General features: G+C 72.4%; 9 protein-coding genes. 7 read left to right on the top strand and 2 right to left on the bottom strand.

Translation table 11 applies throughout. From position 1 onward, the window contains the following. Positions 1 to 100: 100 nt before the first annotated feature. On the bottom strand, positions 101 to 1,915 hold the full coding sequence (locus tag ACFU7Y_RS22470; protein ID WP_380769447.1) for an alkaline phosphatase family protein: 1,815 nt from the start codon (positions 1,913 to 1,915) through the stop codon (positions 101 to 103). A 233-nt stretch (positions 1,916 to 2,148) separates the two neighbouring features. Then, positions 2,149 to 4,269: an alpha-galactosidase gene (locus tag ACFU7Y_RS22475; RefSeq protein WP_380769448.1), complete on the bottom strand. Its 2,121-nt coding sequence runs from the start codon at positions 4,267 to 4,269 to the stop codon at positions 2,149 to 2,151. Between the two features lie 213 nt (positions 4,270 to 4,482). Between ACFU7Y_RS22475 and ACFU7Y_RS22480 the strand changes: the two genes are divergently transcribed. The 7 genes from ACFU7Y_RS22480 to ACFU7Y_RS22510 all read left to right on the top strand — a co-directional run bounded on the left by ACFU7Y_RS22480 (position 4,483) and on the right by ACFU7Y_RS22510 (position 15,869). After that, entirely contained in the window at positions 4,483 to 5,640 is a 1,158-nt protein-coding gene (locus ACFU7Y_RS22480) for an ROK family transcriptional regulator (RefSeq protein ID WP_224280889.1), read from the top strand. A gap of 213 nt (positions 5,641 to 5,853) precedes the next feature. Continuing rightward, positions 5,854 to 7,128, top strand: a complete 1,275-nt coding sequence (locus ACFU7Y_RS22485) for an ABC transporter substrate-binding protein (protein WP_224280890.1) — start codon at positions 5,854 to 5,856, stop codon at positions 7,126 to 7,128. Between the two features lie 2 nt (positions 7,129 to 7,130). Then, positions 7,131 to 8,099 (top strand): carbohydrate ABC transporter permease, encoded by a 969-nt coding sequence (locus ACFU7Y_RS22490; RefSeq protein WP_380769449.1) that lies wholly within the window; start codon positions 7,131 to 7,133, stop codon positions 8,097 to 8,099. Between the two features lie 5 nt (positions 8,100 to 8,104). Beyond that, a complete protein-coding gene (locus ACFU7Y_RS22495) occupies positions 8,105 to 8,941 on the top strand; it encodes a carbohydrate ABC transporter permease (protein WP_224285373.1) in 837 nt (278 codons plus the stop codon). A 42-nt stretch (positions 8,942 to 8,983) separates the two neighbouring features. Continuing rightward, entirely contained in the window at positions 8,984 to 10,969 is a 1,986-nt protein-coding gene (locus tag ACFU7Y_RS22500) for a glycoside hydrolase family 5 protein (protein ID WP_380769450.1), read from the top strand. Between the two features lie 39 nt (positions 10,970 to 11,008). Next, positions 11,009 to 12,760 carry a beta-galactosidase family protein gene (locus ACFU7Y_RS22505; protein ID WP_380769451.1) on the top strand — a complete coding sequence of 584 codons (1,752 nt, stop codon included), beginning with the start codon at positions 11,009 to 11,011 and terminating at the stop codon, positions 12,758 to 12,760. A gap of 61 nt (positions 12,761 to 12,821) precedes the next feature. Continuing rightward, positions 12,822 to 15,869 carry an alpha-mannosidase gene (locus tag ACFU7Y_RS22510; RefSeq protein ID WP_380769452.1) on the top strand — a complete coding sequence of 1,016 codons (3,048 nt, stop codon included), beginning with the start codon at positions 12,822 to 12,824 and terminating at the stop codon, positions 15,867 to 15,869. Positions 15,870 to 15,979: the final 110 nt, after the last annotated feature.

The raw sequence follows: 15,979 nt of genomic DNA on the forward strand, positions 1-15,979 counted from the left end.
CGGGCGGGCCGCCGGCCCGCCCTCCTGCCTCGGCCTCTCGGCCGGCGCCCGGCTCAGTGGCGGTGCGCAACTGCCCGGTCCGGCCGGTGCCAGGGGGGAATCAGCCGACGGTCAGCCGGAACGGGCCGGCCAGCACCGAGTAGCCGTCGTTGGCCAGGTAGTAGGCGTCGTAGCTGCCGGCGCCGTTCAGCTTGCCGGTGGAGAAGGTGACGGCGCCGCTCTGGTCGGGCGTGTAGGACCAGGTCAGCGCGGCGCGGGAGCCGGGGGTGACGCCCGTCGGGTAGATGCCGACCCAGTTCCTGGCGCCGGCCTGGGAGGCGTTCGGCAGGGCGTAGCGGAGGGTGACGTTGCCGCCGTTGGCCACCGCGTCGAGGTCGCCGGTCAGCGTCGGGCCGGTCGCCGCGGAGGGGGCGAAGGCGGCGTTGAGCGGTGTGGCGTAGGTGTCGTTGCCGGTCAGCCCGGGCAGGCCGAGGGCGGACTCGATGGTGCGGCCGACACTGTAGTGGTCGTAGTGCAGCGGGCTGCTGGTGCCGGCCGGGACGGTGCCCTGGGAGCCCACGACGACGGTGGCGAGGTGGTTGTAGCCCTCGTTCTGGCTCTCGTCCCAGGTCAGGATGAGGAGCGAGCGCTGCTGGGTCCAGGCCGGGGAGGACAGCACGGGGGCGAGGGTCTGCTGCAGCCAGCCGTCCTGGGTCTTCAGGCTGGTGGCGCTGCCGTTGCCGGAGGCCTCGCCGTCGTAGTAGTCGTCGGCGGCGATCCAGGAGAAGTTCGGTGTGGTGGCCGCGGACTTCAGGTCGGTGGTCAGCTGCGAGGTGTCGAAGAGGCGCGCCGCGCAGCGGGCCGGATTGCCGCTGATGTCGGTGTAGTTGATGAACGGTGCGTCGTCGGGCATGTAGTAGCTGTCGTAGTTCTTGTTGGTGTTGCAGGGTGTGCCCATGCCCTGCTCGTAGGCCTTCCAGGTCTTGCCGGCGTCCTCGATGGTGTCGCCGAGGTTGCGCTGGGGGGAGTTGATGTTCGGCCAGTAGGTGGCGCCCTTGGTGTAGGTGTCACCGCCGGCGATGGCGAGGTAGTTCTCGTCGCTCGGGTGGTAGACGCCGTGGGAGTCGGTGAGGGTGGCGCCCTGGGACATCAGGCTGTGGATGTACGGGGTGTCCGTCGGGTCGTTCATGATCTGGGAGTAGTCCGTGTTCTCCATCATGACCATGAACACGTGGTCGTAGCCCGGCACGGCGGACGGGGGCGGGGTCAGCGGCGCGGGCGCGACGACCGGGGTGTCGAGGGTGAGGGAGAGGTTGTCCAGGTAGCCGGTCTCGTTCGTGGTGGAGAGGAACTGCACCTCGACCTGGATCGACCGGGTGCCGGACGGGACGGCTCCGGTGGCGTTGCGGGAGAGGAACCTGGTGCCCAGGCCCCGGTCGGTGGCGGAGACGGTCGGCAGCTTGGCGGTCGCGCCGAGCGGGCGGCCGCTGATGTCCCGGAAGTGCAGGCCGACCGCGGCGTAACCGCCGTAGGTGGTCCAACCACCCAGCCAGCCGGAGAGGTTGAAGTGCACTCCGCCGCCGTCGATGGCGGTGGCCGCCGAGGAGACGTCGACGGTCTGGGACATCGAGCCGTCCCCGAAGTTGCCGGGGCCGAAGAAGGCCTTGCCGGGGGTCCGGCCGTCGCCCGGCAGGCCGAAGGAGCCCGCCGAGTGGCACATGACGTCGACGCCGCCGGCCTGGACCGTCCAGCCGGGGACGGTACCGGCGGCGCTCCAGTCGTTGGTGCAGTAACCACCGGCCTCCGCGTCGCCGTTGACGATCAGGTTGCCGCTGCTGCCCGCCGCACCGGCGGAGGTGGGAGCGGCGACGACCAGCGCGCCGAGGAGGGGAAGGGCGGCGAGCAGTCCGCCGAGGGGGTTCCAGCGCAGTCGCATGGGGGGTACCTCGTCCGTTGGTGAGGGTGGGTGCCATGGCCGTTCACCATGAGCGGGGACATAGGTACCGGCCGCCGCTGTCCGGCGGAAGAACACCGGTAGAACTTGTCTGGATAACTTCGGGCCGGCGTCGTACGCCTGCGGGGCGCAGCGGGCGCTTCCGGTACCGCTCCCGGGGCGGTGCGATGCACGGCGGGTGGGCTCCTCGGGTCGGTGGGCGGTACGGGGCGGTGTCAGGGGTGGTGGCGGCGCAGGTGGATGAGCCGGCTCGCACAGTCGCCGGCGGGCAGGTCGAGGTCGATGCCGCGGTGGCGCAGGACGGCGCCGCTGTACCGCCGGCCGGTGTCGGCGTCGAGGTAGTGGGCGTGTGCGTCGAGTGCGGGCAGGCGGAGCGCGGGGGGCTGGTGGCCGAACCGGGTGGCGGGGCGCCAGACGAGGACGGCGTGCTCGGTTCCGTCCGCGGCGGCGTAGTGGACGGCGGTGACGCCGTCCGGGGCGGACAGCCGGTACTGCCGGCCGCGCTGCACCAGGGGCCGGATCCGCTTGTAGCGGGCGACCAGGTCGGCGGCCTCGGCGAGTTCGTCCTCGGTCCAGGCGGTCAGGTCGCCGCCGAGGCCGAGGACGCCGGCCATCGCGACGTGGGCGCGGAAGCGCAGCGGGGTGGCGCGGCCGGTGGCGCCGTTCGGGCTGTCGGTGATCCACGCGGCCATGGTTGCGGCGGGGAAGAGCTGGCTGTAACCGTGCTGGATGGCGATCCGGTCGACGGGGTCGGTGTTGTCGGAGGTCCAGGCCTGGTCGGTGCGGGCCAGGATACCGAGGTCGACGCGGCCACCGCCGCCGGCGCAGGCCTCGATCCGCAGGTGCGGGTGGTCGGCGCGCAGCCGGTCCATGATCCGGTAGACGGCGCGGGTGTGGTCGATCCAGAGCCGGTCGGGGTCGGGCCGCCCGGGCCAGGCGGCCTCGGTGAAGGCCCGGTTGGCGTCCCATTTGAGCCAGTCGACGCCGTTGTCCCGGACCAGCCGGTCCAGCGTGCGCAGCGCCCAGGCCTCGACCTCGGGGCGGGCGAAGTTCAGCACCAGTTGGTGGCGCAGCTCGGTGGCGGTGCGGGTGGGGGAGTGGACCACCCAGTCGGGGTGGGCGCGGTACAGGTCGCTGTCGCGGTTGACCATCTCCGGTTCGACCCAGAGCCCGAAGGCCATGCCCAGGCGGTGCACCTCGTCGGCGAGCGGGCGCAGGCCGTCGGGGAAGGCGCCCGGGTGGGGTGTCCAGTCGCCGAGGCCGGCGCGGTCATGGCGGCGGGCGCCGAACCATCCGTCGTCGAGGACGAAGAGTTCGGCGCCGAGAGCGGCGGCGCGTCGGGCCAGGCGGAGCTGCCCGCGGTGGTCGACGTCGAAGTGGGTGGCCTCCCAGGAGTTGTAGACGACGGGCCGGTCGTGCTCGGCGTCGGGCAGCACGTGGGCGCGCACGTGGTCGTGCCAGGCGCGGCTGGCGGCGCCGAAGCCGTGGGAGGTGTGGAGTCCGGCGAAGACGGGCGTGGTCAGTTGTTCGCCGGGGTGCAGTGTCCAGCTGAGGCCCTCGTGGCCGAAGCCGCCGGTCCAGGTGGTCCGGCCGACCGGGTCGCGGTGCACGGTGATGCGCCAACTCCCGCTCCAGGCCAGGGTGGTGCTCCAGACTTCGCCGTGCTCCTCGGTCGCGCTGCCGTCGTCGAGGGCGAGCCAGGGGCCGGCGTGGTGGCCGGTGAGGCCGCGGCGGCTGGTGAGGACGGTCTCGGTGACCGGCAGGCGGTCGCGCAGGAGCTGGAACTCGCTGTTCCAGCCGCCGACCAGGTGGCTGATCCGGTAGTCGGACAGCGGGGGGAGGGTCCAGGACGCGGAGTCCAGCCGGTCCACGGTGATCGGCCCGTCATCGGGGCCGCCGGTGTGCCGGAGCTCGGTCCAGCGTTCGATGACGTCGCTGTCCGGGCGGACGCGGTAGCAGAGCTCGGCGGCGAGCGGGAAGTGGCGGTCCGTCAGGAGGATCCGAAGTTCGCCGTCCGTGATCCGGTGCTCGGCCGGGCGCCACTGGGCGCCGCGGGTGCCGTCGGCGAACCGGACCTGGAGGCCGGCGGGGCCGAAGCGGGCGCCGCTCTGCGGGGCGAGTTCGTCGGCGGCGGCCTCGGCCTCGAAGCTGCTGCGGGCCGGGGAGTGCGGCGCGGGCAGGGTGTCGAGGGCCGCACGGTCGAGCGGCGGGCCCCAGTACAGGTGCCGGGGGCTGCCGTCGGCGTCGACGCGCAGGGCGTAGAGGCTGTTCGGCGTGCGGAGTTCGGCGACACCGCGGGCCGGGTCGAAGGAGACGGGCGGGAGCACGGCAGGCACGGAAGGTCCCCAGGGGTGCGTAGTCGGGACGCGGAGCGGGTGCGCGCCGCCGACCCCGGCGGGCGTGCCGGGGCGGGAGCCGTCCCCGGACGTGCAGGGCGGTGCCCGGTACCCGGCGGTGCGTCGGGGACGGAAGCGGGGCCGAGCGTAGGGCCGCCCGGTGACCGAAATCAATACTGGACGAAGTTATTTATTCGGCGCTAGGTTGCCGCCGTGTTCCCGAATCCATCACGTCCGCTGGTTTCCGCGCCGGCCGAAACGGCCGTCCTCGCCCTGCTGTTGGCCGAAGGGCCGCTCAGCCGGGTCGAGCTGGCCCGGCGTACCGGCCTGTCCTCGACCGCGGTCACCAAGGCCGCCAAGCCGCTGGTCGAGGACGGCTACCTGTACGAACTGCCCCCGGAGCGCACCGCACCGGGCGCCGGCCGCCCGGTCAACCCGCTCGCGGTCAGCCCCGACCGGGAGTTCTTCGTCGGCGTCAAGATCAGCGCGGACACCCTGTACGGCGCCGTCTGCGACCTGCGCGCCCAGGTCCGGACCACCCTGAGCCGCCCGCTCGGCGACCGCGGCCCCGAGGCCGTGTGTGCGCTGCTCACCGATCTGGTCGCCGAACTGCTCGACGCCGACCCGGCCTACCGCCCGCGCACCCGGCACCTCGGGATCGCGGTCTCCGGGGACGTGGACCGCGCCGCAGGCCGAGTCCGGTACTCCGTACTCCCCGGGTGGCGCGACGTGCCGCTGGCCGAACTGGCGGCTGCGTCGACCGGCCTGACGGTCATGGTGGAGAACGACGTCAAAGCCCTCACCGCTGCCGAACACTGGTTCGGTGAGGGCATCGGCACCGAGTACTTCGCGCTGGTCACCATCGGCGCGGGCATCGGCTCCGGACTCGTCGTCAACGGCCAACTGATCGCCGGCGCACACGGGGTGGCCGGCGAGCTGGGGCACATCAGCGTCGACCCGAACGGGCCGCGCTGCCACTGCGGATCCGTCGGCTGCGTCGAGGCGATCGCCTCCACCGACGCGGTCCTGGGCGCCGTCCGCCGCGCCAGCACCCGACCCGACCTGGACTTCGACGCCGCCGTGGAGGCGGCCCGCACCGGCGATCCCGTCGCGCGGGACGCCTTCGCCCGGGCCGGGCGGGCGATCGGCGTCGGCATCGCCACACTGGTCAGCCTGATCGGCCCCGAACGGGTCGTGGTCACCGGTGAAGGCCTCGACACCTACGACCTCTTCGACACACACATCAGGGACTCCTACGCCGCGCGCTGCTTCGGCGCGGCCGCCCAGTGCCCACTGATCCTCCGCCCGCTCCCCTGGGAGGAATGGGCCCGCGGCGCCGCCGTCGTGGGCATCCAGGCCCTCCTGCCCTGACGCTCCGCCGGCCGCCGACCCCACCGGGTCCGACCGCCGGAACCGGGCCGGCCGCCCGCCGGACGGCCCATCGCACAGCCGCACCACGAGAGCCGCACCACCACAGCCCGATGACGGACCACCAGCCCCGCTCCGTTCCCGGCAGCCGGCACCGAACGCGCGCACCGGCCGGACCGGAACCATCCACCCTCCCCCCACCCAGGAGGATGCGCCATGAGTGCAGCCACACCGCAGCTCAGCCGACGGGGATTCCTCGGCGGCTCCCTGCTCTTCGTCGCCGGCGCCGCCGTCGCCTGCAGCACCGACCCGACAGGTGGCAGCGCCTCCGGCGCGGCCACCACCCTGAACGTCTGGTACCACGCCTACGGCGAGAGCGGCACCCAGCAGGCCGCCACCCGCTACGCCGCCGCGTTCACCAAGGCCAACCCCGACATCGCGGTGAAGATCACCTGGGTCCCCGGCGACTACAGCGGCAAGCTGAACGCGACCCTGCTGACCGACGCCGCCCCCGACGCCTTCGAAATCGCCGACTTCGCGGCCAGCTACGCCGTCCGCGGCCAGATCGCCGCCCTCGACGACCTCTACGGGGACACCCGGGCGGACTTCAACCAGGGCAACCTGGACCAGGAGACGGTCGGCGGCAAGGTCTACGGCGTCAAGATGCTCGACGACGTGATGATGCTCTACTACCGCAAGAGCGCGCTGGCCAAGGCCGGCCTCACCGCGCCCGACAGCTTCGACGCCCTGGCCGGCGCCGCCAAGGCGCTGAGCACCGGTGGCAACAAGGGCCTGTTCCTCGGCAACGACGGGGTCGGCGACAGCCCGATCCTCGCCATCCTCTCCAACGGCGGCGAACTGGTGACCGGCGACGGCAAGGCGGCGTTCGACTCTCCGCAGGCCGTCGAGGCGGTGACCGGACTCAAGCGCCTGCACGACGACAAGTCCCTACTGCTCGGCTTCACCACCGACTGGTGGGACCCCTCCGCCCTGGTCCAGGGCGTGGTCCCGATGCAGTGGTGTGGCCTGTGGGCGATGCCGGCCATCCAGGCCGCCCTCGGGGACGACTTCGGGGTGCTGCCCTGGCCCGCGTTCAAGCCCGGCGGCAGCCCTGTGCTGCGCGTCGGCGGCTGGACCGCCTGCGTCAACGCCAAGGGCAAGCACGTGGAGGCCGCCAAGAAGTACGTCCAGTGGCTGTGGATCCAGCAGACCGACCTGCAGAAGGACTTCGCGGAGGCGTACGGTTTCCACATCCCGCCGCGCACGTCGGTCGCCGCGAGCGCCGACAAACTCTCCCAGGGCGCCGCCAAGCAGACCGTCGAGCTGGCCGCCGCCTACGGCCGCCGCAACCCCGGCACCTGGAACGCCGCGGTCGCCACCGCGTTCACCGCCGCCGCCACCAAGGCCCTCAACGGGCAGGGCGAGGTGGCCGCCTTGCTCAGGGACGCAGCCGGGCAGGCCCAGAGCGAGATCGACAAGCAGCGCGGCTGACCATGACCTCCGCACCGGACACCACGCTGCGCCCCGGCCGCGCCCGACGCCGCGCGGCGGCCCGCCGGAGCCGCCCGACCGCGGCCACCTGGGGCGCGTTCGCGCTGCTCACCGCACCCGTGCTGATCGGGCTGGGCGTGTTCAAGTACGTCGCGATCGGCTGGAGCTTCCTGCTCAGCCTCAGCGACGCCCGCGGCACCATCGGACTCGGCCACTGGGTCGGACTGGCCAACTACCGCACCCTGCTGGGCGACCAGGCGTTCCGCGACTCGCTCACCCAGATCCTGCTGTTCACCGTCTTCATCGTCCCCACCACCTTCGCCGCCTCCCTCGGGCTCGCGCTGCTGGTGCACCGGATCCGCCGCGGCCGGGCCCTGGTGCGCACCGCCTTCCTCATCCCCGCCGCCGTCTCCTACGTCGCCGGTGCGCTGCTGTGGAAGATGTGCCTGTTCAACTCCCTGCCCGCGGGCATCGCCAACACCGTCGGCGGCTGGTTCGGCATGGAGCCCGTGCCCTGGCTGCAGACCACCTCGCCGCCGCTGTACTGGGTGGTCCTGGTCACGCTGCGGCTCTGGCTCCAGGTCGGCTTCTACATGGTGCTCTTCCTGGCCGGCCTGCAGGCCATCCCGCGGGACGTCCACGAGGCCGCCGCGCTGGACGGCGCGACCGGGCTGCGGCTGCTGCGCCGGATCACCCTGCCGATGCTGCGCAACACCTCGGTGGCCGTGCTGATGCTGCAGTTCATCGCCGCGTTCCAGGCCTTCGACGAGTTCTACAACCTGTTCAGCAGCGGACTGTCCGGCATGGGCTCGGTGCCCGTCCGCACCCCGCTGGTCCACCTCTACACCACGGCGATGGGCGACCAGAACTACGGGATCGGCTCGGCCGGGGCGTTCCTGCTGACCGCGCTGATCGTCGGCGTGACGCTCGTGCAGGGCCGGGTCACCGGCTTCGGCAAGGCCGAGGGGTGAGTGCCATGGACACCGTCCTGCGACACGTGCGGCCGGTCCTGCGGGCCGTGCTCGTGGGCCTGCTCACCGTGCTGTTCCTGCTCCCGTTCTACCTGATGCTGCGCAACTCGCTGATGGACAGCCGGAGCCTGACCTCCCCGCACTGGACCTGGTGGCCGGCGCAGGCGCACTGGGAGAACTTCGGCGCGCTGTTCAGCGACCCGACCGTCCACATGGCCCAGGCGCTGGGCAACTCGCTGCTGATCGCGGGAATCACCGCGCCGGTGTCGACGCTGCTGGCCTCCGCCGCCGGCTATGCGCTCGCGCGGATTCCGGTGCCCGGACGCCGGTTCCTGCTCGGCCTGGTGGTCGCCACCCTGATGATCCCCGGCTCGGCGACCTTCGTGCCGACCTTCGTGGTGGTCGGCTCGATGGGTGGGGTGAACACCCTGTGGGGGCTGATCGCGCCGGGGCTGTTCAACCCGTTCGCGGTGCTGCTGTTCCGCAACTTCTACCTGCAGTTCCCCACCGAGATCGAGGAGGCCGGCCGGCTGGACGGCCTCGGCTGGCTCGGCCTCTACCGCCGGATCGCGCTGCCGAGCTCCGGGGCGATGCTCGCCTCGCTCGGCGCGCTCGCCTTCATCGACAGCTGGAACGCCTTCCTGTGGCCACTGGTCATCGGACAGGACCCGTCCTCCTGGACGGCCCAGATCGCGCTGTCGACGTTCCTCACCTCGCAGACGATCAACCTGCCCGGGCTCTTCGCCGGCGCCGTGGTGACCATCGCTCCTCTGGTCGCGATGTTCCTGGTGGCCCAGCGCCACATCGTCGAGGGCATCGCCACCACCGGTCTCAAGGGCTGACCCGTGACCCGCCCGCTCCTGCCCACCCGAAGGAGAACACGCGTGAGAGCCGACCGAACCGGCCCCGGCCGGGCAACCGCCCGCCGCGCCCTGCCCCTCGTGCTGCCCCTGGTGATGGCCGCGGCGAGCCTCCTGGCCGCCGGCGGCCCCGCCGCCGCCCTGCCCACGGCCTCGCCGGCCGCCTCGCCCGCCGCCACCGCGGCGCCCACCCCGCTGACGGGTCCCCAGCTCGCGGCGTCCTGGACCGGACCGCTCAGCACCCGCGGCCGCTACATCGTCGACGCCGGCGGCAACCGGTTCAAGCTGAAGGCCGGCAACTGGGCCGGCGCGCAGGGCACCTGGCAGGGCAGCGGTTCCACCACCGACCCGGCGAACAACCAGGCCGGCCAGGTGTCGTACAACATCCCGCTCGGCCTGGACCGGGTCCCGCTCGGCGAGATCCTCACCGGCTTCCACGGTCTGGGCCTCAACGCCGTCCGGCTGCCGTTCGCCGATGCGATGATCCACGACACCACCCCCGTACCGGACGCGGCCGTCGCGGCCAACCCCCAGCTCAAGGGCCTGACCCCGCTCCAGGTGTACGACGCCGCCGTTGCCGCGCTGACCGCCGACGGCTTCGCGGTGATCCTCAACAACCACACCACCAGCTACCGGTTCTGCTGCGGCCTGGACGGCAACGAGCGCTGGAACAGCGGCCAGAGCACGCAGCAGTGGGAAGCCGACTGGCTGTTCCTGGTCAACCGCTACAAGGACGACAAGCGCGTGGTCGGCGCCGACCTGCGCAACGAGGTCCGCCGGGACGTCTGGGACGACCCCAACTGGGGCCGGGGCGACAGCCACGACGAGTACGCCGCCTTCGAGGAGGCCGGCAACCGCATCCTCCAGGCCGACCCGGACATGCTCGTCGTCATGGAGGGCATCAACTGGCAGGGCATCCCGACCGACATCACCCCCCACGGCCGCCCGATGCTCACCCCCGTCGCCAACCTCTCCAACACCCTGATCAGGTCCGACAAACTCGTCTACGCCGCGCACTTCTACGCCTACACCGGCCCCGCCAACACCGGCGCCACCAGCGGCCCCGGCGTCACCCACGACCCGCGCTACCAGGACCTCACCCCCGACCAGCTCGCCCGGGTCGTCGACCAGGAAGCCCTGTTCGTCACCAAGTCCGGCCAGCACTTCACCGCGCCCGTGTGGATCAGCGAGTTCGGCGCCGCCGGCCGCGACGAGACCGACACCAAGGAGAAGGCCTGGTGGACCGCCTTCACCGACATCCTGGTGAAGAACGACACCGACTTCGCCGTCTGGCCCCTGGTCGGCTGGGCCGACGCCACCGGCAAGCCGCAGGACAGCTGGGCCCTGCTCTCCTACACCGCGACCGGCACCCGGACCGGCCTGCAGGACCCCGGCGACTGGCGCGCCGCCGACTGGAACAAGCTCGTCAACGCGCCCGGCCTCACCGGCCCCGTCGCACCCACCCCGCGCTGGAACATGCTCGACCTCGACTTCGGCGACCAGATCACCTCCGCCCGGATGCTCAGCCGGCCCGACTGGAGCGTCGGCAGCCGCAAGGGCGTCTGCCCCGACACCCAGCGCCTGATCGCCCTCGGCCGCAGCGACGGCCGCGGCCTGTGCACCGACAGCGCCCAGCCCCCCGCCAGAGCCGGCGCCTACGTCACCGTCACCGGCTGGACGAACACCGCACAGGGCGACTGGGCGCCGGGCTACGACAAACTCCAGTGCCCCGACCAGTACTACGCGATCGGCTACAGCGAGCGGACGAACTCGATGACCGCCCTGCTGTGCGCCCCCTCCGCCGCCACCCTGCCCACCACCGGCCGCGTCGTGTGGTTCGACCACGGCGACAACCGCCCCGCCGGCGCCGGCTCCACCGCGAGCGACTGGGCGCCCGGCTACTACAAGGGCCAGTGCGCCGACAACGAGTACATCGCCGGCGTCGCCGACACCTGGCGCTACAACGAGTACGGCGTGCCCGACGCCCTGCTCTGCCGACCGCTCGCCTGACGCACCGCCACCCCGCCGTCACCTGAGGAGAGCCAGGCCATGCCCCTGGAGATCGCCGCAGACGGATTCCGTCTCGACAACCGACCGTTCCGCATCATCTCGGGCGGACTGCACTACTTCCGTGTCCACCCCGAGCAGTGGGCCGACCGGCTCCGCAAGGCACGCCTGATGGGACTGAACACGGTCGAGACCTACGTCCCCTGGAACCTGCACGCGCCCCGGCGCGGCGAGTTCCGTCTGGACGCGGGTCTCGACCTGCCCCGCTTCCTCGACCTCTGTGCCGCCGAGAACCTCCACGTCCTGCTCCGCCCGGGCCCCTACATCTGCGCCGAATGGGACGGCGGCGGCCTGCCCGCCTGGCTGCTCGCCGAGGACGGAATCGCCCTGCGCAGCCGCGACCCGCGCTTCCTCGCCGCCGTCGACGAGTACCTCGGCGCGCTGCTCACCGCCGTCGAACCACACCTGGCCGGCAAGGGCGGCCCGGTCATCGCCATGCAGCTGGAGAACGAATACGGCGCCTACGGCGACGACACCGCCTACCTCGCCGAACTCGCCGCACTGCTGCGCCGACACGGCGCCGACACCCCACTGTTCACCAGCGACCAACCCGCCGACCTGGCACGCGGCGGCCTGGACGGCGTCCTGCGCACCGCGAACTTCGGCAGCCGCGCCGAGGCCGGCCTCGCCGAACTGCGCACCCACCAGCCCGAAGGCCCCCTGATGTGCGCCGAATTCTGGATCGGCTGGTTCGACCGCTGGGGCTCCGCCCACGTGACCCGCAGCGCACACGAGGCCGCCGACGAGCTGGACCGGCTGCTCGCCACCGGAGCCTCGGTGAACCTGTACATGTTCCACGGCGGCACCAACTTCGGTTTCACCAACGGCGCCAACGACAAGGGCGCCTACCGGCCCACCGCCACCTCCTACGACTACGACGCCCCCCTCGACGAGGCCGGCGACCCGGGCCCCAAGTACGCCGCCTTCCGCGAGGTGATCGCCAGGCACGCACCGGTCCCCGCCACCCCGCCGCCCAGTCCGCAGCCCAAACTCGCCGCCGGCAGCGTCCACCTCACCCACACCGCGAGCCTGCTGGAGCAGGCCGACGCCCTCGGCCCGGCCGTCGCCGCCGACCGGCCGCTGACCATGGAACAGCTCGGTCAGTCCTTCGGCTTCGTCCTCTACCGGACCGAACTCCCCTCCCCGGGGCCGTGCGTGCTGCACGTGGAGCAGGCCCGCGACCGCGCCCAGTTCTTCGTCGACGGGCAGCCGGTCGGTGTCCTGGAACGGGAGAACCGGGAACACGCCCTCGCCTTCACCGTCCCCCGGGCCGGAGCGCGGCTGGAGGTCCTGGTGGAGAACCAGGGCCGGGTCAACTACGGGCCCGGCATCCACGACCGCAAGGGCCTGCTCGGCGAGATCAGCGCCAACGGGAAGGTCCTGCGCGACTGGTACAGCCGACCCCTGCCCCTGGAGGGGCCGGACCTGGACGCCCTGGAGTTCACCTCCGTAGCGCCGCCCCCCGTCGGGCCGGCCCTCCACCGCGGATGGGTGGAGATCGACCGTCCCGCCGACACCTTCCTCGTACTCGGCGGCTTCACCAAGGGACACGCCTGGATCAACGGCTTCGCGCTCGGCCGTTACTGGTCCCGGGGCCCGCAACGCACCCTCTACGTTCCGGCGCCGGTGCTGCGACCCGGCCGCAACGAGGTCACCGTGCTGGAACTGCACGCCGCGGCAGGCCGGACCGTGGAACTGACGGACCGCGCCGACCTCGGACCCACCGAGGAGTAGATCCCGTCCGGTGCCCCGCCCACGCCAGAGGACCCCCCACCGAACCGGCAAGGAGCAAACGGTGCACGACAACCGCCGCGTGATCGAGCAGCGACTCACCCGGGTCCTGGACCAGCGCCTGCGCCCCGCCGTGCACACCGGCGCAGTGCCGCTGGCGGTGGCGGTCTGGGACGCGCCGGGCGAACCCGTCCCGGTCGGGGTGGGGCTGGCCGCCCCGTACCGGCCGGTCGCCGTCGGCCACCGCTGGGGGCCGCCCTGGTCGACCAGCTGGTTCCGGGTCACCGGGCAGGTACCGCGCGAGTGGGCCGGCCGGCGCGTCGAGGCCCTGGTCGACCTCGGCTTCGACAAGACCGGCGCCGGCTTCTCCAGCGAGGGCCTGGTCCACCGGGCGGACGGCACCGTGGTCAAGGGACTGCACCCGCGCAACGCCTGGATCCCGGTGGCCGATCCGGCCGCCGGCGGTGAACAGGTCGCCTTCCACATCGAGGCGGCCGCCAACCCGACCTTCGACCACTTCGGCGAGTTCCACCACGCGCCGACACCGCTCGGCCGACGGCCGCCCTGGCTCACCGGCGGCGGCCCCCCGGGCGAACCGCTGTACCGGCTGCTGCGGGCCGACCTGACCGTCCTCGACACCGACCTGTGGGACCTGGTCCAGGACCTCGACGTCCTCGACCAGCTGATGCGCTCCCTGCCGCTGGACTCGCCGCGCCGCTGGCAGCTCCTGCGCGCCGCCGACCGGGCCCTGGACACCCTCGACCTGCAGAACCCCGCCGCCGGCGCCCGTGCCGCCCGTGAGGCCGTCCGCCCCGCCCTGGCCGCACCCGCCACCGCCGGCGCGCACCGCATCTCCGCCATCGGCCACGCGCACATCGACACCGCCTGGCTCTGGCCGCTGCGCGAGGCCGAACGGAAGGTCGCCCGGACCCTCGCCAACGTCACCCAGTTGATGGACGAGCACCCCGGATTCCGGTTCGCCATGTCCCAGGCCCAACAGCTCGCCTGGATGAAGGAGAACCGCCCCGGGATCTACGCACGGGTGCGCGAGAAGGCCGCCGCCGGACAGTTCCTCCCCGTCGGCAGCCTCTGGGTGGAACCGGACACCAACATCACCGGCGGCGAGTCCCTGGTGCGGCAACTGGTCCACGGCAAACGCTTCTACCAGGACGAATTCGGCGTCGAGACCGCCGAGATGTGGCTTCCCGACACCTTCGGCTACAACGCGGCCCTGCCACAGCTGATGAAACTCGCCGGGATCCGCTGGTTCCTGACCCAGAAGATCTCCTGGAACACCACCAACCGGTTTCCGCACCACACCTTCTGGTGGGAGGGCATCGACGGCACCCGGATCTTCAGCCACTTCCCACCCGCCGACACCTACAACAGCGAACTGTCCGGAGCCGAACTCGCCCACGCCGTCAGCACCTTCCAGGACAAGGGCACCGCGGACCGTTCCCTGGTCCCGTTCGGGTACGGCGACGGCGGTGGCGGTCCCACCCGCGAGATGCTGGCCCGCGCCGACCGACTGGCCGACCTGGAAGGCTCACCGAAGGTCGCCATCGAACACCCCGCCGCGTTCTTCACCCGCGCCCACCGGGAGTACCCCGACGCGCCGGTCTGGCTCGGCGAGCTCTACCTCGAATTCCACCGGGGCACCCTGACGAGCCAGCTGAAGACGAAACAGGGCAACCGGCGCAACGAGCACCTCCTACGCGAAGCCGAGCTCTGGTGCGCCACCGCAACCGTGCACGCCGGCCGCGCCTACCCCTACGACGCGCTCGACCGCCTCTGGAAGACCGTCCTGCTGCACCAGTTCCACGACATCCTGCCCGGCTCCTCGACCGCCTGGGTCCACCACGAGGCCGAACAGGCCCACACCGCCGTCACCGCCGAACTGCGCACCCTCACCGACGCTGCCCGACACGCACTCGCCGGACCCGGCGACGCCACCGTCGTGTTCAACGCGGCACCGCACACCCGCGGCGGCATCCCGGCCCTGGGCGCCGCACTCCGCCCCCACCAGGCCCACCCGCCCGTCGACCCCGCACCGTCCGGCAGGGGCTTCGTCCTCGACAACGGCCTGATCCGGATCGAGATCGACGAACGCGGCCTGATCACCTCGGCCCGCGACCTCCGGGCCCACCGCGAAGCCCTCCCGCCCGGCACGGCCGCCAACCTGCTCCAGCTCCACCAGGACTTCCCGAACGAGTACGACGCCTGGGACCTCGACGCGTTCTACCGCAACACCCGCACCGACCTGCTCGAAGCCGACTCGGTGACCGCGACGGGTGCCGGCGTCCGGGTGGTGCGCACCTTCGGCGACTCACGGGTCGAACAACTGCTGACCCTGCCCGCCCACTCCCGCCGGCTGGACATCGACACCGACATCGAATGGCGGGAACGCGAGAAGATCCTCAAAGCCGCCTTCCCGCTGGACCTGCGAGCCGAACACTCCACCGCGGAGATCCCGTTCGGCCACGTGAAACGCCCCACCCACACCAACACCAGCTGGGACGCCGCCAAGTTCGAGATCTGCGCCCACCGCTTCCTCCACCTGGAAGAACCCGGCTGGGGCGCAGCCCTTCTCAACGACTCCACCTACGGACACGACATCACCCGGGCCGTACGCCCCGACGGAGGCACCACCACCACGGCCCGGCTCTCCCTGCTGCGGGCCGCGCGCTACCCCGACCCCGACGCCGACCAAGGACACCACCGGCTCCACTACGCCCTGCTGCTCGGCGCCGGCATCGCCGACGCCGTCCGCGAGGGCTACCGGACGAACCTCCCCGAACGCGCCGTACCCGGCTCCCGTCCGGTCACCCCACTGGTCGCACTCGACACCCCGTCGGTCGTCGTCGAAGCCCTCAAACTCGCCGACGACCGGTCCGGCGACGTGGTGGTGCGGCTCTACGAGGCTCACGGCGCCCGCACCAGAGCCCGGCTGACCACCGGCTTCCCCCTGGCCTCCGCCCACCCCGCCGACCTCCTCGAACGACCACTCGCCGACCCCGCCGCCCTCGACACCACCCACCTGCCGCACCGAAGCGTCGACCTGACCCTGCGCCCCTTCCAGATCCTCACCCTCCGCCTGCGCCCCGCCCGCTGACGGCCCACCGGGAGGGTCCCAGGGCCGCGGCCTGTCCGACGACCCGGGCGGCGACGAGCGGTCATCGGCCTTGAACGGACCGAGGCGCCGTCCCTCCGGCAGGAGTGGAC

This window comes from Kitasatospora sp. NPDC057542 (genome assembly GCF_042801945.1).
Classification (GTDB): Bacteria; Actinomycetota; Actinomycetes; order Streptomycetales; family Streptomycetaceae; genus Kitasatospora.